Genomic DNA, 19,296 nt, shown 5'->3' on the forward strand with positions numbered 1-19,296 from the left:
GCTCAACGCAGGCGCAACGACCGGTTCTTGATCTCTACCTTATCCGCGGGCGCCCATCCCGCGCAGCGGGTTCGTTCGTCGGCCCAATTGCGGTCATCCGCGAGTATGCATCTGGCTGACTGGTATTGGCGCAACGAGCGGGTGCCGAACGCGAACCTTCCACCCTGTTGCGACCTGCGCTGGTACGGGTCGGGATCTTCGAGCCGGGGGAAATATCTCATCTCCCCGATTGATCGGATGGCCATCATAGAGCACCTACAATTGCGATCCCGCCAGCAGCGCCACCGCTGACGCGGGCGCCACGCTGCTGGCTTCGCTGCGAACGGTGTCATCTGCGGGGATGATTTCGGCGAAATCGACGAAGCGGCGTTCCATGCGTTTGGCCAGCCGCCTGATCTGCCAGCGGCCGGTTCCGGCGCCGATGATCGGCGCATCCCGTGCAACGGACCCGGCAACCAGGGACCCGGCAACCAGGGACGCTGCGTCGTGGATCTTGCGCAATTGCTGTTCGCTGAACCAGCGTGCGATTTCATGCCATTCCGGCAGGGTCAGCTCGGTGGCGTCGCGCCCGATCATGCGCGCCAACCGCGCGATCGAGCCATCGATCGTCTTTTCCTTGCCGTCGGCGGAAGCGTGCCTGTCGTCCTTTTCATCGAGCACCCCCAGGATCCGGTGCGCATCGGCGATCGAGGCGAAATACTCGTTCATCAGCGGTGTCAGCCTGCCGCGGACGGGGGCCGACGAGGCGACACCGAACAGGAACGTCCTGGTGAAGCCGGTATAGACCAGTTCGCCGCTCAGCAGCCGCCCGGCATCGGTATAGCCGTCATTGGCGACGGCGCCATTTCTAATGGCGATAATGTCGGTGGTGGTCGAGCCCATGTCGACGAACAGGGCATCGCCGGCGAGCTTTGCCACCAACGACGCTGTCGCATGCCAGTTGGCGGAGGCGACATCGGCGCTCAGCCGCGCTGCCTGCTCGACCCCGACAAAGCCGGACGGCCCGGCATAGATCAAGTTTTCGCCTGCCACCCGCGCTTAAATCTCATCCCGCCGGGCCGCGCCGCGGGCGGCGCGGGACGGAAAGATATCAGCCAGTTCGCCGGTCATGGTGAATGCGTTGAGATCGGCGCCCGCATAGACCGGAGCCGTTTCCTCGAATGCCGAGGTCAGGGTATGGAGCCCTAGCCAAAGCGGCGTGGCGATCGTTACAGCCTCGACGATGCGGCCGTCTTGCGCGCGCGTCACCTTCAGATGGGCGCCGCCAATATCGAAGCCGGCAACGATGCTCTTTCTTTTTTCCACGCTTCAAGCTTTCATTAGAGTTGGTCAGGGGCAGTTGGTCAGCGAGAAAAAGAGCGTTGCGTATCATTCCGGTTCTCGACCTGAAAGGCGGCGAGGTGGTGCGCGCCCAGCAAGGAAAACGCGATCGCTACAGGCCGATCGTCACGCCGCTCAGCCAAACTTCCGATGTCGTTGCGGTCGCTGAGGGCCTGCGCCGGCTTTACCCTTTTCCGACTTTTTATATCGCCGATCTCGATGCCATCGAAGGCGGAACGCCAAACAGTGCCGCGCTTGCCCGGCTGGAGGCGATGGGGGAGCCGCCGGAGCTTTGGGTCGATGCCGGCATCGCCGACGAGAAAACACTTTCGGCAGCACTTGCCGAACCCTGGCTTTGCCCGGTGCTGGGTTCCGAATCGCAGCAGGACGACGCGCTGTTGCGGCGTTTTTGCGATCATCCGGACCTTATCCTGTCGCTGGATTTCTTCGACGACGGGTTTCGCGGTCCGGCATCATTTCTCGACGCGCCGGCGCTTTGGCCGCAAAAATTGATCGTCATGACATTGGCCAAGGTCGGTTCCGCCTCCGGTCCCGATTTCACGCGGCTCGAGGCGATCAAGGCGAAGGCTGGAAGCCGCTCCGTCATCGCGGCCGGCGGGGTGCGCAACGCGGCCGACATTCGCGCCCTTTCATCGCTCGGTATCGCCGCGGCGCTGGTTGCGACCTCGCTGCATGACGGCACGCTCACGTCGGGGCACCTCGCAACGCTTGGCACCTGACATTCGCGGTAACCTCGAACTTCGGTCTCGGAAACCGTGCCTTGGATCTAGAGCGGCGAACTCTCAACTCGATCGTCTCGCCGCTCTATCTCTTTGCTGGAGCATCGGATTTCCCAAAACCGGTTCCCAACCCTCGGGTCAATTCCGAGGGCAGGTTTTGGGGTCCGATGCTCTAAAGGCCCAGAAGCTTTTTCAGGCGACGCAACAGACCATCCGGCTCCGCGGAGGGTTTTGCCTGTGCGGGGCTGTCTCTTGTCTAAGCCGCGAACGGATGCTTCACTTGGTCCCGCTTATCCGTGGCTTCGGCGGCCGTCGGCGTTCCTGCAACGGCGCGTTGGATGGCTTCCTTCGTCGCTTCGTAATTGTACTTCTGGATCTTGGCGTCGTCGGCGGCGTCCCAATGGATGAAAACGCCGACGCAGATGAACAGGTCGTCCGCCTCATTGGCAGGAATGGTCCCATCGGCGACGCTGTCCTGCACGGCCTTGGCGACTGCATGCTGGGCCGGGCCGAACATCTGCACCGCCTGCTTGGCGCCCTTGATCGTGACCTTGTTGAACATCACGGTGTTGGGCTTGCACTGAAGATTGGGCGCGATCACCGCCAAAAGGGAGGTAAAGCCGTCCTTGTTGTTGGTCAGCGCGTTGCAAAATGCTGTTTCGACTGCGCTCCCCCGCGGGCCGATGAGCAGGTCGACATGCGCCACTTCGTTGCCGTCTCCTACCAGCGATTCACCGACCATTACTTTCGAGATCTTTGCCATGCCAATTCTCCTCCAAGACACAGTTATGGTGTCCAAAGACGCCGCAAACCGAGCGAGCGCTCGATGGACAGCTATCCTTGTTGGCAGCGCCCGGAGACCCGGACCGGTTGGCTGGATAGCCGCGGAAGCCCAGCTTCCGCTCCTGAAAGTCAACCACCAACGTTGCGATTATGCAAGCTGAACGCCGAGGGTGTGGACTAAAAGAGTAGCCACGGTCAGGTCGGCCGAGGTGCCGGGATTGACCTTGTCCGCCTTCAGCCGGCGGTCCAACACCATGAGCAGACGAATGCGTGACGTCTCGTCGTCGCTGGCATGCAGCGCCGCTTCAACGGCAAGGGCTTCTTGCCGCGCCTGATTTGCAACTTCAGCACCATGGTTGCGCACCACATGACTGTCCGGGAAGCCGGCGAGAAACGCCATATAGGCGAACACCGTCGGCCACATGCCTACTTCGCCGCGCGCCAAGGCGGCTTGCAGAGCCGCAAGCCCGGCGCCGAACACGTCGCCGAAACCGGTAACATACTGGCGGGCGATCATGTCGCGGTCGGCCGCCTCGCGCATGGCTTCGAGCAGATGAACTTTTGGCTCCTGCCGCACATCGTTCGCCGCCTCTCCGAGGCCGCCCGGGGCGGCGGCGACGATTGCTTCGAACACCGCCCTGGTATCGTCGATGCTCATCGCGCGCAGCACCGCGTCGAGATTATCGCGGAGTCGATTGTCAGGCAGTCGATTGTCGGGCAGTTGGGCGCCCGCCCTTTCGGCGGCGCATAGCAGGGGCCCTGCCAGAAGGATAATACCGAGATTGGTATTGGTCTGGACCGCCAGGCGTGTCGCGCGGACCGCTTCCAGCATGCGCCGTCCGACCGGCAGGCGCGGATCGGTCAGCGGGACGGACGAGACCTCGGCGCTGGTCATGAACTGGGCAGCGGACATGCCGTGCCCGTCGGCGAACAGATGGACGTTGCCCGGTTTCAGCGCCTCGATCTCCATCCGGCAGGCATCCTTGTAGGCAGCCCGGAGGTGTTCTCGCGAAAGCGCCATGCCGTCGGTCACGAATTCGCCGGCGCGGTGAGGCGGTAGGGTCGCGCCGCCGCCGCCTCTGGGTGATCAGCTGGGCGATCAGCCAGGAATTTCAGCAGGGCGTCGGCAATCGCATCGGCGATGTTGACCGCGACCACCGATTGAAGCCCGGACCAGGCGGGCATGCTGTTGACCTCCAGCACCAACAGCTTGCCGTCTGCCGCCGGCACGATATCGACGCCGGCGAAATCCGCTGAGATAGCGGCGGCGGCGGCCCGTGCCAGCGCCGCCAGTTCGGTTTCGCCATGCCGGGAAAGCTGCCCCGAGACTTGTTCGGGCACGGCCCCGCGATTGACGTTGGTGATCCAGTCGTCGCCACGGCGGCTCATCATCGCCAAAACCTCGCCGGCGCAGACGAAAACGCGAAAATCGCGGAAAGGAGGGCCAGGACGCGGCACGTAATGCTGGAGATAGTAGACGCCGTTCACCTCGTCCTCGGCGGGGAGGTCGGACAGTGTTTCGATCAGCCGGATGCCGCGGCCCTGGGCGCCGAAAAGCGGTTTTAGCACCAGAGGCGTGAACGGCAGTTCGCGTCTGGCGACCGTTTCGGCCATGGCAAGACCCTCGACCGCGAATGTCGGCGGCGTCGGCAGGCCGGCATTCTTCAGCAGGAAGGTCGTCATCGACTTGTCGACGCAGCGTTCTATCGCCTGCGCGGAATTCCACACCGGAATGGAAAGCTTGCCGAATGCGTGCAGCACGCCGAGACGCCGGGTGACCGCTTCGAACGATCCGGCGGCGATCGAACGGACAAGCACGGCGTCGGGCAGCGCGCCGTCGAAGCCGGGGATCGACAGTCCGCTCGGGCTGCCGGTGTCGAACGCGATTGCCGCCAGCGGCACGGTCGCGACCACGGCGCCGCGCCGCTCCAGCCTTGCCGCCAGGCCCTTGGAGCGGGCGTCCGAGACGTCGCTGACGATCAGGATGCGGGGGATCATGCCAGGCCTTGGATACCGGTATACGGAAAGCCGGAACGAGCGGCCCGGCAGGCGGATGACAGACCAATCCATTGCAGCGTCATGGTCTAGCCGAGGCTCCGTTCGAGCATCTGCAGGTCACGCTCGCCGGCGCGGAACGTATCGCCGGTCTCGATCGCCGTGACGATCACTTCGGCCGGGCTGAACAGCAGCGGATCGATGGCATAGAAATCTCCCTTGAACCGCTTGAAGACCTCGGCGAAGGGGTGGCCGTGGTCGCGGGAGGCGCGGCTCGGTAGTCGCTCAGCGAGCTCGCTGGCGTCTTTCGCCGAGCCTTTTACGAACAGCTGGACGCTGCCGCCATAGATGATGGCGTCGTTGGTCCTGCCCATCGCGGTCAGGAAATCCGGATGCGGGGCGGGGATGGGCGCCGTGCCGATGCCGTCGACAACGTTGTCCAGCGGAAACTTGAGATCGTTGGTCTTGTGCAGGGCGACCTCGAGCGCGCGCGCAACGATCTGCACGCCGCCCGCCAGGCTTTGTGTCGGCGCATAGAGGAAGGTGAGCTTTTCGGTTGGCAATCCCGTTGCCCTGCCGACCTTCTCGACGATCGCCTGGGGCGGCGGTTTGGCGGTCTCCAGGATCAGCACGGCGGACGACGCAGTATCGCGATAGGAGAGTGTTTCGAACAGCGGCTCGACCCGGGCGAGCGCCCGTGCCGGTCCCGATCCCATGGCGAAATAATCCTGGCTCGACAGGTTCCAGCCCGCATACTGGCTGCCCAGGCAGGCGAGCACCGGCTGCGACGACCGCACTTCGATGGTGAACGGCCATTTTGGCGACGCACGGTCCATGCACACCGAAATGCTGCCGAGGCCGCCCATCGCGGCTTCCGCCATGCGCAGCCCGGCCTCGACGCCGCCGGCGGCCTTGGCGCCGGCGTCGATCAGGCGCTCGCCCAAAGGCCCGGTGGAAACGCCGATACGCAGGCGTTCGGCGTCGCCGATCATGCCGTCGATGATGCGCTGCGCATTGTCGTTGAGGAATGCCGAACCGTCTTTCATGTCCGGTCTCCTTCCCATTGGTGTTGCAATCGGCTGGCTTGTCCCTTGATCAGCCGCCTGGTCAGATCGGCGCTCGGACCGCGCGCGAAGATGGTGCAGACCGGATCGCCGGCGATCAGCCGGGTGCCGGGCGACTGATGGTCGGCAGTCCATTCAGGCCAGGCAATCGATGGAAAGCGGGCGATCGGCGCCGCCGCATAGGTCACCATCGACGCCATCGAATCGACGAAGCGCGGCAGGCGGTATTTCTTGCCCGCCGCGGCGCGCAGATGCGCTTCGATCAGTGGCGCGTCGGCATCGTCGAAAATGTCGAGCGTGGCGCCGGGCCGCGGATTGATCTCGATGAGCTTGTAGCCATCCGGCCCGCGAATGAGATCGGCGCTGCACAATCCAACCAGGCCGGCGCGACGCGCCAGACCTGAAAGCCAGCCGCGGATCGTCGCCGCCCGTCTGCGATCGAAGCGCCTCAACCGCACGGCGCCGCCATAGCGATAGGGCGCTGCCGGGGCAGGCGACGCCCATTGTTGGCTGAAGCCGACGATGTCAGCGCTTTGGCCGTCGCCGACGAACAGGGCCGAGATGCTGCGACCGGCAACGAAACGCTGAAAATAGCGGCCGCCAGGAGCCTGACACTGTAATATCGGGGGTTCTCCAGCGGCCCGTCTGATATGCGCGCCGCCGGCGCCGCCTGCGGTCTTGACCACCCAGTTCTCCGGATCGGGCGGCGGGTCCCATCGGAATTCCGGATGCGGAATGCCGAGTTCGGCGCAATCGGCGGCCAGCAATTGCGGGTCCTTGATCCTGCGGATTGCGGCGCCGCTGTTGCCGGCGACCGGAAAATGGCGCGCGATCTCGTCGACGGTCTCGGTCATCCGCTCGAAGCCCGAGCCCAGGACAATGGCGACCGGCTGGTCGTCTCCGGCCAGTTGCCGAAGCGTCTCGATGATGCGCAGGCCGTCGATGCCGCCTTGCAGGTCGCCCGGCAGCATCGTCGCGCGCTCGGCAAGCGCGACCGTGTCGGTATCGCAAAAGAAATCGGCGACCAGCGGACGATAGCCGGCGCGGCGCGCAGCGGCAGCCAGCGCCCGGCCTGAAATCGCCGCGATCAGCACAGATCCGGCGTTATTTGGCAATCTCGCGTGCAAGGGAAAATGCTTCCTGGAAATCGAGCGTGATGGTTTTTTCGGATTCGATCATTCTTTTGAAGAGGCCGAATTCGACCTTGTATTTCACGTTGCCGATGGCGAGCGGACCAATGCCGACAGCTTTTGCCGCTTCGAGCGGATCGCCATTGGCATTGACGGCCACGCCTTCGATGCCGGCTGGCGGGACCGCATTGACGTCGGCGGCAATGAGCAGGCCGTCGCCTTTCAATTGGGCTTTTGAGACCACCTGGACGCCGGCCTTGGCGCACGCCAGGATCACCTGGCTCGCCTCTACCAGCTTCGTCTTGCGGGCGTCGCTCGATCCGTCGGCCGCATCGACGGCGACGTTGAACCGGCTTTTGATCTCGGCCGCGATCTGCTTGACCCTTTCGATGCCGTCATGGCCGACCAGCGTCACCCTCGCGCCTTCCCTGGCGGCGATCACGGCGGTGCAGAAGCCGACGACGCCGGTGGCGCCGAAAACAGCGATCCTGGTGTCTTTCAGCCCGCGCTCGAATTTCTTCTCCAGCGCTTTTTCGACTTTGGCCACCATCGCCGCGGCCGTGGTGAACGAGCCGGCCGGATCGGCGAATACCGAAACCTGGAAAGGCGGCACCATCGCCTTTCGCGCTGCGTCGAACATGTCGAGCGCCAGCGAGGCATCCTTGCCGGCGATAAAAATGCCGGTATCGACGCCCGCATCGGGCGGGCGCGAGAAGATCGCGTCCTGCACGAGGCCTGTCACCTCTCCCAGGCTTACATCGACATAGGGGACGACGGCGTCGAAGCCTGCATCGAGAGCCATATTCACGTCGAAAGGGCTCATATGCTTCAACGGCGTCAGCATGTGCAGGATATGTTTGCGGGCCATTTCTCGCCTTTCTTTTTGAACCTGATCGTGTTGCCCAGCCGTCAGCTGCCGACGAGATCCAGTCTGGTCGAACTGATCTTCGCGCCGGAATTCCTGCCCTTGACGATCCTGATCTCGACGCCGTCTTCAACTGCCTGCTGAACCGCATTGACGAAGCTGACTGCAGCGTCTTGCGATGAGGCGAAGACAAACCCTGTCGGCCCCCACGAACTCTGGCCGATGCCGACGGCGCCTGCTTCGTTGAGAGCGTGGGCCACGCTCTCGACCCGCCTGGAGGTGAACACGCCGCCTTGCGCCGGGGCGAAATGGGTGCCGATCAGCATCTGGATCGCGGCGACGGCGGCGCCGAAGGCTGGCAGGTCGTGCTCGACAAGAGCCGGCATGATGCCCATCAGCACCCTCCGGCAGATCTCACCGCTGCCGGATGCCGGGAAGGGCGGCAGCGAACGAAACGCCGCGATCTCGGCATCGCCATGCAGTCCATGCCCGCCATGGTCGAGGATCAGGATGACGCGCCACTCTTCCGGGAACGGCAGTCGCGCCACGACCGGCGGCGGCCTGCCGCTGTCGTCCTTGCCGGCGTCGACAATGACGCCACCGCTTTCGAAGCTGGCGATGCCGATGCCGGATCGTCCGCCGCGATCGAGCAGGGTCGCATCGCTGTCTGTATCGAGAGGCAGTTTGTGGAGCGTGCGCAGCGCCGCGGCGACGGCAAGGGCGATCTGCGTGCCGGAGCCCAGGCCGGCATGGCTGGGGATCGACTGTTCGACCACCAGACGGTGCTGACCGCGAATGCCGAGATGGCTGCAGAGCGTCGACAGATGTTCGCCGGCGCGACGGCTCTCGGCGCCTTCGACGATGGTCTCGCTGGACCGTGACAGGGTGACGATGGTTTCGGGTTCGCTCAGCGGCAGCCCGACGCTGCCAAAGCGACGCCCGGTATCGCCGTTGAGATCGAGGAAGCCAAGATGCAGGCGGGCGGGCACTCGTATGGTAACAGAATTCGACATCTACCCCCCGATGGGTGCATCATAGACGCATCATGGAAGTTTAGGTGCCCGTCGCCATGATAGCTGTTTTCATCGAAGGGGCAAGCCGCAGAGAGTGCATTCGTTTTATCTTCTTTTTGGCCCCGGCGCGAGAACGGACCGGGCAATTCGCGGAGGTCGAGATGAACGAGACGCCCAAGGAAAAGGTCTATTCGGAAGCCGAGATTGCCGACCGGCTCGAGAAGGAACTGCCGAAATGGTATTACGAGAACGGCTGGATCCGGCGCAAATACAAGACCCACAGCTGGAAATCGACACTGATGGTCATCAACACGGTCGGCCATCTCGCCGAGGCGGCATGGCACCACCCCGACATCACGGCTTCCTATGCCTGGGTCGAGGTGCGCCTGATGAACCATGCAGCCAAGGGCATCACTGACAAAGACTTCGAGCTGGCCAAAAAGATCGAGGAGGTCGTCCAGTGGCAGCCGGCCCGGGAAGGCGGCGCGCTGGAAGGCACTCCGCCGACCGATCAGCGCTTCGCTTACATCAAATATGATTAAGCGCGGTCGGAATTTGTTGATGGCGTAGGAAAACATTCGCTAATCTGCTGACAGGCGGGGTTCACGGCCAATCCAGTTTCGTCTAGGATTGGGCCGGCACCAGAAAGTAGCGTAGTGAATGGCGGTTGCTTGGATCGGCAACCGGGAAACGCTGGTCGAGCGCGCGGCCGCACATGCCGCCGCGCTGTTGGGGTCAAGCCGGTGCCCGGTTTTCAGCCTGGATACGGATATACACGGCACCAGGGCGGCGATCGCGCTGGCTGAGCGGGTTGGCGCGGCATATGATCATGCCGATGGCGCGGCGGTTTCCCGGGAGGCCGCGCTCTTTACCGACAAGGGCGCGATGACCGTCGCGCCCGGCGAGACGCGCCGGCGCGCCGATGTCGTGGTGATCGTCGGCGAACTCCCGCAGATCCATCATCAATTTGTCGGCGAGCTTGCCGAGACGGTTCCCGATCTCTCGGCCCCCGATCTCTCGGCCAAGAATCAGCGCGAAATCTTTCTCGTCGGGTCTAATAAAAAGTCTGCGCCGCGGTTGAGCAACGGGCGGACGGCGACGCTGCTGTCCTGCGGCGAGGCAGGCCTCGGCGCGACGCTGGCGGCACTGAGGGCGCAGTGCAGGGGGCGCCAGACATCGCAGCCTGTGTCGAATTTCGACGATTTCGCCAAAGCCCTGGAGGCTGCTCATTTTCCCGTCTTCCTGTTTTCAGGCGACGCAACAGACGGGCTGGCGCTGGAGATGCTGCAAGGGCTGATCACCGATCTCAACCGCAAATCACGCGCATCCGGCCTGCATCTGCCGGCGAGCGAGAACGGATGGGGAAGCGCGCTCGTCTCGACCTGGATGACCGGTTTTCCGCTGCGCACCGGCTTTGCGCGCGGCTTCCCGGAGTTCGATCCCTGGCGTTACGATGTCGCGCGCATGATCGCTGCCGGCGAAGCCGACCTGCACCTGCGGATCTCGTCCTCGATTGTCCAGCCGCAGAAGAAAAGGAACCGCATGGCGCTGATCGCCCTGGCGAAAACGCATGAGCCGGTCGCGGGTGCTGCGGTCACCATCGCCATCGGCGGAGCAGGCGTCGATCATCAGGCGGTGGTCTATTCCAGCCGCACCGGATCGCTGCGGTCGGTCGAGGCGCGATCGGCGTCGGAACTGCCCTCCGCTGCGACCGTTGTCCGGTTGGTTGCCAGTCATGTCTCCGCCGAGGCGGTGTTGCCATGCTGACGAAAATCGCCGGCGGCGACATCATCGATCCGGTCAACGGCCGTCTCGGCAAGGGCGACCTGTGGATCAGCGACGACAAGATCGCTGCGGCGCCGGCGGCGGGCGCTGCCGACCGGACCATCGACGCTGACGGCTGCATCGTCATGGCGGGCGCCATCGACATCCATTCCCACATCGGCGGCGGCAACGTGAATACGGCACGGCTGCTGTTGCCGGAGCAGCACGCCGCGCACCAGGCGCGGCCGGCGACGACGCCGCTCTCCAATGCCGGCTGGTCGACTTTCCAGACCGGCTGCCTCTACGCCAAGATGGGTTTCACCACGGTGGTCGAGCCGGCGATGTCGCCGGGAGCCGCGCTTCACACCCATCTCGAACTGGCCGACATCCCGATCATCGACAAGGCGACGCTCGCCATTCTCGGCAACGACGATTTCCTGCTGTCGATGATCCGCGACGACGCCTCCTCGCAAATGATCGAGGACTATGTCGCCTGGACGGTCGCCTCGACGCGGGCGCTCGGGGTCAAGGTGATCAATGCCGGCGCGGCGGCCGCCTTCAAGGAAAACGTCCGCACCTTCTCGCTGGACGACGTGGTGCCTTCCTATGGCGTCAGCTCGCGCAAGATCGTCAAGACGCTGCAGGCCGCCGTCGCCAGTCTCGGCGTCCCGCATCCGCTGCATGTCCATTGCAACAATCTGGGCAGCCCCGGATCGGCGGACACGGCGGCCGCGACGATCGCCGCGGCGGAAGGATTGCCGCTGCACCTCGCCCATCTCCAGTTCTATGGCTACGGCACGGAAGGCAAGCGCAGGTTTTCCTCGGCCGCGGCGCGGCTTGCCGAACTGGTCAACGCGACGCCGGAAGTCACCATCGATATCGGCCAGGTGATGTTCGGCCAGACGGTCACCATCTCCTCCGACGTCATGCGGCAGTTTTCGGCGCGTGGCAGTGCGCAGCCGAAGAAATCCGTCATTCATGACGGCGACGGCAATGGCGGCGGCATCGTGCCCTACCGCTATGGCAAGGATTTCTATGGCACGATGCAGTGGGCGATCGGGCTTGAGCTTTTTCTCCTGATCGACGATCCGTGGCGTGTCTTCTTCACCACCGATCATCCCAACGGCGCGCCCTTTACCGCCTATCCGGCCCTGTTCGAGTTGCTGATGAGCCGGGAAGCGCGCACCGAAATGATCGCCGGACTTTCACCTTCCGCCATGGCGCTCTCAACCCTTTCCGCAATCGACCGCGAATACACATTCGAGGAAATTGCCATCATGACGCGAGCGGCCCCGGCCAGGCTGCTCGGGCTGACGGACCGCGGCCATCTCGGCGCCGGCGCCACAGCCGACATCGCTGTCTACCGGAGGGGCGGGAGCATAGCGAAAATGCTGGGGCAGGCGGCGTATGTCTTCAAGGACGGCGATCTCGTCGTGCAGGACGGAGAGATCACCCACTACCGCTGGGGCAAGGCGCTCAGGCTCAATCCGTCGCCGGACAAGGCGATGCTGAGGCGCCTGGAAGACTATCACCAGCAGCGCTACGGCCTGTCGCTGGACTGGTTCGATTTCCCGGATTCGGCGGTCGCGCGCGAACAGCCATTCGGCGAGGTGGCATGCCGAACGTGAGCGTAAATGGCATAGTGATCGACGATACCTTTGCCGAGGCCTTCGGCATGCGCGCGACCGCCATCATCATCACCGCGCCGAACCGGAAATGGGCGCGCCAGGCGGCGATCACCATGACCGGCTTTGCCACCTCGGTGATCGGCTGCGGCTGCGAAGCGGCAATCGATGTCGAGCTGCCGCCATCGGCGACACCGGATGGCCGGCCCGGCTGCCGCGTGATGATCTTTGCGATGGGAACAGACGAGCTGCAGAAACAACTGCTCAATCGCGTCGGCCAGTGCGTCTTGACCTCGCCGGGTTCGGCCTGCTTCGCCGGACTGGAGGGCAGCGCCGCGTTGAAGCTCGGTTCGGCGCTGCGTTATTTCGGCGACGGCTGGCAGATCTCCAAGAAAATCGGCGGCAGGCATTTTTGGCGCGTTCCGGTCATGGACGGCGAATTCCTGTGCGAAGCAACGACCGGGCTGACCAAGGCTGCCGTCGGCGGCGGCAATTTCTTCGTCATGGCTGAAACCAGCGCCAGGGCCTTGCTCGCCGCCGAGGTCGCGGTTGCCGCGATCGGCCTGGTGCCGGGCGCGATCGTGCCGTTTCCGGGCGGCATCGCCCGTTCGGGTTCGAAGATCGGCGGAAAATACAAGGGCATGATCGCCTCGGCCAATGAAGCCTACGCACCGACACTGCGCGGTGTCGTCAGGAGTGAACTCGGTGCCGACATCAACGCCGTCCTGGAAATCGTCATCGACGGCGAGACCAACGATGCCGTTGCCGCGGCGATGAAGGCCGGCATCAAGGCCGTCATCGAGCTCGGGCCGAAGCGAGGCGCGGTTCGCATCAGCGCCGGCAATTACGGCGGCAAGCTCGGCAAGTTCATCTATTCGCTGAAGGATATGCTGCCGTGAAAGCGCTGACCTTCACCCTTGTCGCCGAGCCGCCCGAGCGCCTTGATCTGTCGCTGTTGACGGCGGAGCGGCTTGCCGGGATCGAAAGGCGCGATTTCGAAAAGATTCGGATCGGCATGTCGAAGCATGGATCGAAGGTCGGCGATATCTTTCGCGTCGCCGGCAACAACCTGCTGGACATCGTCTTCGAAGGCGGCAGCGCGCGCCTCGACCGCGTCGCGGAAGGCATGCGGGGCGGTTCGGTTCGCCTCGTCGGCAATGCCGGCGCCCAGGCCGGGCGCGCCATGCGCGGCGGCACGCTGACGATCGAAGGCAATGTGGGTCCACATGCCGGCTCCGGCATGCGCGGTGGCAGGCTTGAAATAACCGGCAATGCCGGCGACCACCTTGGTGCGCCGCTCGCCGGCGAACTGGCCGGCATGAATGGCGGCGTGCTGATCGTCAGGGGCAAAGCCGGCGCTTTTGCCGCCGACCGCATGCGGCGTGGCCTGATCGCGGTGCTGAAAGGCGCAGGCGACAATGCCGGCAGCCGCATGATCGCCGGCACGCTGGTGGTGGCCGGCGGCACCGGCGAGATGCCTGGCTATCTGATGCGTCGCGGTTCGATCCTGCTCGATCGCGCGCCGAAAAGCCTGTCGCCGAGTTTCGTCGAATGCGGCGCGCCGGAGAGCGTCTTCGCCGCCGTCATCGATCGCCATCTGATCGCCGAGGCTATCTTGAAACGGCCGCTGCTGGGCAACGCGCCGCAAAAATATGGCGGCGACAACGCGGTGCTTGGCATGGGTGAGGTTCTTTTCCCGCGCTGAGGCGTGCTGCTGACGGCATTGCCGTTAAGCCGGCTTGGCTGCGGGGAGGGTCAACGATCGTCGTTGGCAATCAGTTTCGTCAGGCAATCCCCCGCCTGGCTCCGGGGCATGCCGAGATCTCTGACACTGTCCATGTGGTTGCGGTTGGCTAGAACAAGCGACGTTACCGGCGAACCCTGCTGCAGCAGGTGCTCCTTGAATCGATCTGCCTGCTGATGGAAAGGCGGCGTCTCGTTGGCTCCGACCAGAACCATCGCCCTGGTTTGAGGATCATGCCGATAGGCAAGCGGTGTAAACCTGGCGACTTCCTCATCGGTGATTGCAATCTCGTTGGCGAGAAAGGAATTTTGGAGCGGTTTCAAATCGTAGAGCCCGCCGAGCAGAAGGGCGGCCCGCACATTCGAAGGGGTATCGTCGCTGTTGAACAGGAACGTTGAAAGATGTGCTCCGGCCGAATGGCCGCTGACGGTCAGGTTTGCCGGGTCTCCGCCATGGTCGGCGATATGGGCCAGAACCCACCGCTTGGCGCGGCGCACCTGGTCGACGATCGTCGCCATCCTGACCTTGGGCATCAGAGCATAGTCGACGATGACGGCAATCGCACCGGCCCGGGTAATCGTCGCCGCGACGTATGAGTAGTCGCGCTTGGAGAACATCCTCCAGTAGCCGCCATGGATAAACATGTGCACCGGCAGGCCGCTTCGTTTGCCCGGGGGAAAGAACAGGTCGATAGTATCGGTCTGATCCGGCCCATAGGCAATGTCCGCTGTCATCGGGATGGTTGCGCGAACGACCTCGCTGCGGTGAACGATGTCCTGGACGATTTGATCGAAATCGGCGACATGGTCGCGGATGCGGAACGGATCGTTTTGCACTCTTCCTCCGCTCAGATGCTGATGGCGAGGTATTTCGCCTCCATGAACTCGGCAATGCCGTGATGCTGGCCGCCCTCGCGGCCGAGGCCGCTCTGCTTGACCCCGCCGAACGGTGCTGCCGGATCGGACATCAAGCCGCGGTTGAGAGCGACCATCCCAGCTTCGATCCTGGATGCCACCCGCATTCCACGCGCAAGATCGCGCGTGTAGATGTAGGCGGCAAGACCGTATTCGGTGTTGTTGGCACGCGCGATGATTTCGGCTTCCGTTTCGAAGCTCGAGATCGGCGCCACCGGCCCAAAAATTTCCTCGTGCGCCATCTCCGCCTCGGCCGGGACGTCGCAGAGCACGGTCGGCGGATAATAGTATCCCGTTCCCGAGCCTGCCTTGCCTCCGCACAGCACCCGCGCGCCACGGGCGACGGCATCGTTGACCAGACGGTCGATCTTGTCGACGGCCTTCGTGGTGATCATCGGCCCGCACTCCGTGGCCGCGTCCGTGCCAGCGCCGATCTTGAGTGCCGACATCCGCCCGGCGAGGTTTTTGCAAAACGCATCGTAAACGCCGGACTGGACATAGATGCGGTTTGCAGCCGTGCAGGCCTCGCCGGCGTTGCGCATCTTCGCCACCATCGCCCCATCGACCGCCGCGTCGAGGTCCGCGTCATCGAACACAAGGAATGGCGCGTTGCCGCCAAGCTCCATCGAACACGAAACCACGTGCTTTGCGGCCTCGGCCAGCAGAACGCGCCCGACAGAAGTCGAGCCGGTGAAGGAGAGTTTGCGCACCCGCGGATCGGCCAGCATCGCGGCCGTCACCGGGCCGGGATTGGAGGTTGTCAGAACGTTGACAACCCCCGGTGGGACACCCGCTTCTTCATAGAGGGCGGCGAGCGCGTAGGCGGTGAGCGGGGTCTCGCTGGCCGGCTTCAAAATCACCGTGCACCCGGCAGCCAAAGCGGGCGCGATCTTGCGCGTCGCCATGGCGGCAGGAAAATTCCAGGGTGTGACAAGGACGCAGATGCCGATCGGCTCGTAGTCGACGACGATGCGGTTGGTGCCGGAAGGCGCCATCCCGAATTCGCCGGTGATGCGAACGGCTTCCTCGGCATTCCAGCGAAAGAATTCCGCGGCATAGGCGATCTCGCCACGCGCGTCCCGCAGTGCCTTGCCGTTTTCCAGCGAGATCAGGGTGGCCAGCGTCTCGCAACGCTGCGTCATCAGCTCGAAGCAACGCCTGAGGATTTCGGAACGCTTGCGGGGCGCCGTCGTGCGCCAGCCATCGGCGGCCTTGGCCGCAGCCTCGACGGCCGCCGCGGCATCTTCGATCGTCGCATCGGGAACCGCAGCGATCACCGCTTCCGTGGAAGGGTCGACAACCCCGATTTCCCTGCCGTCGGCGGATTGCCGCCATTGGCCGCCAATATACAAGCCGTGCGAGAATCTATGGAAGCCGGCAGTGTCCTGCTCGTCCTCCAGCAGCTGATGAGATATGTTCATGGCCTGCTCCTCGGTTGCTCACATGACACAGGCGGCGAGGTCGCCATCATAGGCGGCCTGGATCAGGCGCCGCATGGCTGCCAGATCGAATGGACGCGGATTGTTCTTGATGAGACGGTCGATGCCGAGCGCCTGTTCGGCCGTCCAGTCGAGCCTGTCGGCGGGAAGCCCGAGCCTGGCCAGCGTAGGCGTGATCCCGATCGCTGCAAACAGCCGGCCGATCTCGTCGATCGTCGCGTCGGCCATCTCAGCGGTGCTCCGGTCCCTGCCGTCGAGACCAAGGGCAAGGCCGATCTCGGTCATCTCGGCGGCCGCGGCGGCCCGGTTGTACTTCATGACATACGGCAGCATGGTGGCGACACCCAGCCCGTGAGCGGTATGGGTAAGGGCGCCGACCGGATATTGCACCGCGTGCGCCGCCGCCGTTCCGGCCGTCCCGAACGCACAGCCGGCTGCAAGCGCGCCCATCATCACATCGGCGCGAGCGTCCTCGTCGGCGGGGTCGCGGCAGGCCTTCTCGAGACTGCGGCCAAGCAACTTGATCGCGAGCAGCGCAAAATGATCGGTCAGCGCGCTCTTGCCGATGAAGACATGCTGTTGCGGCAGGCTGGGGTCGGTGCCGCGCCTGGCGGCGGTAAAAGCCTCGACCGCATGGGTCAGCGCGTCTGCGCCGGCGATCGCCGTCAGCCCCGGGGGACATGTCATCGTCAGTTCCGGGTCGCAGATGGCGGCTGCCGCGATCAGATGCGGGCTGGAGATGCCTACCTTCATGGTGCGATCCGGATCCGAAATCACCGCGACAGGGGTCACTTCCGAGCCGGTACCGGCTGTCGTTGGCACCGCGATCAGCGGCAGCGTCGGTCCGGGCACCTTGAACTCGCCGTAGTAGTCCTGGAGCAAGCCGCCGTGACTGATGAGCAAAGCGGCGCATTTGGCCATGTCGAGACAACTGCCGCCGCCGATGCCGATCACCATGTCGGGCGCAAAATCCCGCGCCTCCTCGACGCAGACGGCAACCGTGTCGCGCGGCACATCGGGCTGCACACGGTCGTGCACCAGCACAGCGATCGATGCGCCCTCGAGCGCCGCGATGATCTCGGCGAAGGCGACAGTTGCGGCAAAGCGCTCGTCCGTGCAGACGAGAGCGCGACGGCCGAGCCTGGCCACAACGGTTGCAATGACATTGCGCTGACCCTTCCCGAAGAGGATTTCACGCGGCAGCCTTATGGCAGCAAAAAGGCTCATGGTCTTGCGTCCCTCGATGATGGTGGAAAGGCGAAAGCTCGCCGAACTCGGTCCTAAAGGTATCCTCTATTAAATCGTATAGGATATAGGATTGTATTGAGCGAAGCATCGTGTTAGCCAGTGGTCCTGTCAAGAGGCAAAGATGCAGGTCACGAACGCAAGCAATGCCCGAGAAGTCGACCCCGCCAGCGGGCGCATCCAGCGATCCACCAGCCTGGTGGAGGACGTCTATGAAGCGATCTTCGCGCAACTCATGTCCCTGAAGATCGCGCCTGGCTCACGGATCACCGTCGACAGCCTGGTCAAGGAACTCGACGTATCCCACACGCCAATCCGTGAGGCGCTTGGCCGCCTCGAAGGCGAAGGCCTTGTGCTGAAGACACATTTGATCGGCTACCGCGCCGCGCCGCAGATAACCAGGCGCAGATTTGACGAACTCTATGAGCTTCGCCTGCTGCTCGAGCCGCATGCGGCTGCCAAAGCAGCCGCATCGATGGATGAGACGAAACTTGCGGTGCTTGAGGAGTCCGCAGGCGGCATGGCGCGCCGCGAAGGCAAGGATGAACGCCTGCGTTACTCCAATTTTGCGCGGCAGGATGCCATTTTCCACGACCGGATCATGGAATTTGCCAACAATGAACTGGTGCGCGAGACGCTGGCGTTCCAGCATACGCACTTCCACATCTTCCGCCTGATGTTCCATTCGCGCGTCACCGAGGAAGCGCTCGACGAGCATCAGGCCATCCTGGCCGCCTTCGCTGCCTCCGACCCCGCGGCGGCGGAACAGGCGATGCGCCGTCATATCGAGCATTCCCGTGATCGTTTGCTGCCGGCGTTCGATTGAGACCCGCGCCGCCGGCGAGTGCAACGCCCGCCCGACTTCCATTTACAAAACGAGGAACCGACCATGCCAGGCAAGAAAATACTGATGTTGACCGGTGAGTTCACCGAGGAATACGAGATCTTCGTCTATCAGCAGGCGATGGAGGCGGTCGGCCACATCGTCCATGTCGTATGTCCTGACAAGAACGCTGGCGACCTGATCAAGACGTCGCTTCACGATTTCGAGGGTGACCAGACCTACACCGAAAAACCCGGCCACTACGCGTTGCTGAACAAGACCTTTTCGGAGGCGGAAAGACAGCTCGACCAGTATCATGCCGTCTATTGCGCCGGCGGCCGTGGCCCCGAGTACATCCGCACCGACAAGCGTGTGCAGGCGATGGTTCGCCATTTCCACGAGACCAGGAAACCGATCTTTACCATCTGTCATGGCGTCCAGATCCTGATCGCGGTCGACGGCGTCGTGCGTGGCAAGAAGGTCGGTGCGCTGGCTGCCTGCGAGCCGGAAGTGACGCTGGCCGGCGGAACCTATATCGACCTGTCGCCGACCGAGGCCTATGTCGACGGGACGATGGTCTCGGCAAAGGGCTGGACCGCACTTGCCGCGTTCATCCGCGAGTGCCTGAAGGTGCTGGGAACGGAAATCCGCCACAGCTAAAGTCAATAGTCCGATGCATCCCAGACGGGGTCGGCATCCAGCCTGGCCGTCTTTGCGGCGTTGTCCAACGTTGATGAACAGGCGCTGTCAGCGAAGCTGCCGATCTCCCCCCAAGTGGGGAGATGTCCGGCAGGACAGAGGGGGGCGCCTCGCTCCGCTATCAAAGGTTCTG

Annotated in this window: 20 protein-coding genes; 8 read left to right on the forward strand and 12 right to left on the reverse strand. The window is 63.7% G+C overall.

Going from position 1 to position 19,296, the window contains the following annotated elements; all coding sequences use genetic code 11:
- Window positions 1–255: 255 nt before the first annotated feature.
- On the reverse strand, window positions 256–1,032 hold the full coding sequence (locus AC0L17_RS08835; protein WP_473515523.1) for a hydantoinase/oxoprolinase family protein: 777 nt from the start codon (window positions 1,030–1,032) through the stop codon (window positions 256–258).
- A 6-nt stretch (window positions 1,033–1,038) separates the two neighbouring features.
- Window positions 1,039–1,305 (reverse strand): hypothetical protein, encoded by a 267-nt coding sequence (locus tag AC0L17_RS08840; protein WP_473515524.1) that lies wholly within the window; start codon window positions 1,303–1,305, stop codon window positions 1,039–1,041.
- 56 nt (window positions 1,306–1,361) lie between these two features.
- Between AC0L17_RS08840 and AC0L17_RS08845 the strand changes: the two genes are divergently transcribed.
- A complete protein-coding gene (locus AC0L17_RS08845) occupies window positions 1,362–2,060 on the forward strand; it encodes a HisA/HisF-related TIM barrel protein (protein ID WP_473515525.1) in 699 nt (232 codons plus the stop codon).
- Between the two features lie 256 nt (window positions 2,061–2,316).
- On the opposite strand, the gene fae is transcribed toward AC0L17_RS08845, so the two are convergent.
- The 7 genes from fae to AC0L17_RS08880 form a co-directional block, all read right to left on the reverse strand.
- Window positions 2,317–2,823, reverse strand: a complete 507-nt coding sequence (gene fae / locus AC0L17_RS08850) for a formaldehyde-activating enzyme (RefSeq protein WP_023797737.1) — start codon at window positions 2,821–2,823, stop codon at window positions 2,317–2,319.
- A gap of 168 nt (window positions 2,824–2,991) precedes the next feature.
- Window positions 2,992–3,813 carry a triphosphoribosyl-dephospho-CoA synthase gene (locus AC0L17_RS08855; RefSeq protein ID WP_473515526.1) on the reverse strand — a complete coding sequence of 274 codons (822 nt, stop codon included), beginning with the start codon at window positions 3,811–3,813 and terminating at the stop codon, window positions 2,992–2,994.
- Between the two features lie 59 nt (window positions 3,814–3,872).
- Entirely contained in the window at window positions 3,873–4,841 is a 969-nt protein-coding gene (locus AC0L17_RS08860) for an ATP-grasp domain-containing protein (protein ID WP_473515675.1), read from the reverse strand.
- Window positions 4,842–4,927: 86 nt separating this feature from the next.
- Window positions 4,928–5,884, reverse strand: a complete 957-nt coding sequence (gene mch, locus AC0L17_RS08865; protein ID WP_473515527.1) for a methenyltetrahydromethanopterin cyclohydrolase — start codon at window positions 5,882–5,884, stop codon at window positions 4,928–4,930.
- A complete protein-coding gene (locus AC0L17_RS08870) occupies window positions 5,881–7,017 on the reverse strand; it encodes an ATP-grasp domain-containing protein (RefSeq protein WP_473515528.1) in 1,137 nt (378 codons plus the stop codon). Before AC0L17_RS08870 ends, mch begins: the two co-directional genes overlap by 4 nt.
- The gene (locus AC0L17_RS08875) at window positions 7,007–7,900 is read right to left on the reverse strand and encodes an NAD(P)-dependent methylenetetrahydromethanopterin dehydrogenase (RefSeq protein WP_473515529.1); all 894 of its coding nucleotides are present in this window, start codon (window positions 7,898–7,900) and stop codon (window positions 7,007–7,009) included. Before AC0L17_RS08875 ends, AC0L17_RS08870 begins: the two co-directional genes overlap by 11 nt.
- 41 nt (window positions 7,901–7,941) lie before the next feature.
- Entirely contained in the window at window positions 7,942–8,910 is a 969-nt protein-coding gene (locus tag AC0L17_RS08880; RefSeq protein ID WP_473515530.1) for a beta-ribofuranosylaminobenzene 5'-phosphate synthase family protein, read from the reverse strand.
- A 161-nt stretch (window positions 8,911–9,071) separates the two neighbouring features.
- On the opposite strand from AC0L17_RS08880, the gene AC0L17_RS08885 reads away from it, so the two are divergent.
- From AC0L17_RS08885 to AC0L17_RS08905, 5 genes are all read left to right on the forward strand, one after another.
- Complete coding sequence (locus AC0L17_RS08885; protein WP_128173311.1) at window positions 9,072–9,452, forward strand: 4a-hydroxytetrahydrobiopterin dehydratase; 381 nt, start codon at window positions 9,072–9,074, stop codon at window positions 9,450–9,452.
- Window positions 9,453–9,570: 118 nt separating this feature from the next.
- Window positions 9,571–10,677 carry a tungsten formylmethanofuran dehydrogenase gene (locus AC0L17_RS08890; RefSeq protein WP_473515531.1) on the forward strand — a complete coding sequence of 369 codons (1,107 nt, stop codon included), beginning with the start codon at window positions 9,571–9,573 and terminating at the stop codon, window positions 10,675–10,677.
- Window positions 10,671–12,302 (forward strand): formylmethanofuran dehydrogenase subunit A, encoded by a 1,632-nt coding sequence (locus AC0L17_RS08895; protein WP_473515532.1) that lies wholly within the window; start codon window positions 10,671–10,673, stop codon window positions 12,300–12,302. The genes AC0L17_RS08890 and AC0L17_RS08895 overlap by 7 nt, the downstream gene beginning before the upstream one ends.
- Complete coding sequence (fhcD, locus tag AC0L17_RS08900; protein ID WP_029350418.1) at window positions 12,290–13,198, forward strand: formylmethanofuran--tetrahydromethanopterin N-formyltransferase; 909 nt, start codon at window positions 12,290–12,292, stop codon at window positions 13,196–13,198. Before AC0L17_RS08895 ends, fhcD begins: the two co-directional genes overlap by 13 nt.
- Window positions 13,195–14,004: a formylmethanofuran dehydrogenase subunit C gene (locus AC0L17_RS08905; RefSeq protein ID WP_473515533.1), complete on the forward strand. Its 810-nt coding sequence runs from the start codon at window positions 13,195–13,197 to the stop codon at window positions 14,002–14,004. Before fhcD ends, AC0L17_RS08905 begins: the two co-directional genes overlap by 4 nt.
- A 50-nt stretch (window positions 14,005–14,054) precedes the next feature.
- On the opposite strand, the gene AC0L17_RS08910 is transcribed toward AC0L17_RS08905, so the two are convergent.
- Genes AC0L17_RS08910 through AC0L17_RS08920 form a run of 3 tightly spaced genes read right to left on the reverse strand, consistent with a single transcriptional unit; the run spans window position 14,055 to window position 17,623 of the window.
- Window positions 14,055–14,879 (reverse strand): alpha/beta hydrolase, encoded by an 825-nt coding sequence (locus AC0L17_RS08910; protein ID WP_473515534.1) that lies wholly within the window; start codon window positions 14,877–14,879, stop codon window positions 14,055–14,057.
- Between the two features lie 11 nt (window positions 14,880–14,890).
- Window positions 14,891–16,378 (reverse strand): NAD-dependent succinate-semialdehyde dehydrogenase, encoded by a 1,488-nt coding sequence (locus AC0L17_RS08915; protein WP_473515535.1) that lies wholly within the window; start codon window positions 16,376–16,378, stop codon window positions 14,891–14,893.
- Window positions 16,379–16,396: 18 nt separating this feature from the next.
- Window positions 16,397–17,623 (reverse strand): iron-containing alcohol dehydrogenase, encoded by a 1,227-nt coding sequence (locus AC0L17_RS08920; RefSeq protein WP_473515536.1) that lies wholly within the window; start codon window positions 17,621–17,623, stop codon window positions 16,397–16,399.
- 142 nt (window positions 17,624–17,765) lie between these two features.
- On the opposite strand from AC0L17_RS08920, the gene AC0L17_RS08925 reads away from it, so the two are divergent.
- Complete coding sequence (locus AC0L17_RS08925) at window positions 17,766–18,467, forward strand: GntR family transcriptional regulator (RefSeq protein WP_473515537.1); 702 nt, start codon at window positions 17,766–17,768, stop codon at window positions 18,465–18,467.
- Between the two features lie 63 nt (window positions 18,468–18,530).
- Window positions 18,531–19,124, forward strand: a complete 594-nt coding sequence (locus AC0L17_RS08930; RefSeq protein WP_023797753.1) for a DJ-1/PfpI family protein — start codon at window positions 18,531–18,533, stop codon at window positions 19,122–19,124.
- The last annotated feature ends 172 nt before the right edge of the window (window positions 19,125–19,296 follow it).

It is taken from the genome of Mesorhizobium sp. WSM4829 (assembly GCF_055811475.1).

Coding starts and splice junctions, on each gene's coding strand:
- fae (WP_023797737.1), bottom strand. CDS start 2,823: ATGGCAAAGATCTCGAAAGTAATGGTCGGTGAATCGCTGGTAGGAGAC.
- AC0L17_RS08855 (WP_473515526.1), bottom strand. CDS start 3,813: ATGGAGATCGAGGCGCTGAAACCGGGCAACGTCCATCTGTTCGCCGAC.
- AC0L17_RS08860 (WP_473515675.1), bottom strand. CDS start 4,841: ATGATCCCCCGCATCCTGATCGTCAGCGACGTCTCGGACGCCCGCTCC.
- mch (WP_473515527.1), bottom strand. CDS start 5,884: ATGAAAGACGGTTCGGCATTCCTCAACGACAATGCGCAGCGCATCATC.
- AC0L17_RS08875 (WP_473515529.1), bottom strand. CDS start 7,900: ATGGCCCGCAAACATATCCTGCACATGCTGACGCCGTTGAAGCATATG.
- AC0L17_RS08880 (WP_473515530.1), bottom strand. CDS start 8,910: ATGTCGAATTCTGTTACCATACGAGTGCCCGCCCGCCTGCATCTTGGC.
- AC0L17_RS08885 (WP_128173311.1), top strand. CDS start 9,072: ATGAACGAGACGCCCAAGGAAAAGGTCTATTCGGAAGCCGAGATTGCC.
- AC0L17_RS08890 (WP_473515531.1), top strand. CDS start 9,571: ATGGCGGTTGCTTGGATCGGCAACCGGGAAACGCTGGTCGAGCGCGCG.
- AC0L17_RS08895 (WP_473515532.1), top strand. CDS start 10,671: ATGCTGACGAAAATCGCCGGCGGCGACATCATCGATCCGGTCAACGGC.
- fhcD (WP_029350418.1), top strand. CDS start 12,290: ATGCCGAACGTGAGCGTAAATGGCATAGTGATCGACGATACCTTTGCC.
- AC0L17_RS08915 (WP_473515535.1), bottom strand. CDS start 16,378: ATGAACATATCTCATCAGCTGCTGGAGGACGAGCAGGACACTGCCGGC.
- AC0L17_RS08920 (WP_473515536.1), bottom strand. CDS start 17,623: ATGAGCCTTTTTGCTGCCATAAGGCTGCCGCGTGAAATCCTCTTCGGG.
- AC0L17_RS08925 (WP_473515537.1), top strand. CDS start 17,766: ATGCAGGTCACGAACGCAAGCAATGCCCGAGAAGTCGACCCCGCCAGC.
- AC0L17_RS08930 (WP_023797753.1), top strand. CDS start 18,531: ATGCCAGGCAAGAAAATACTGATGTTGACCGGTGAGTTCACCGAGGAA.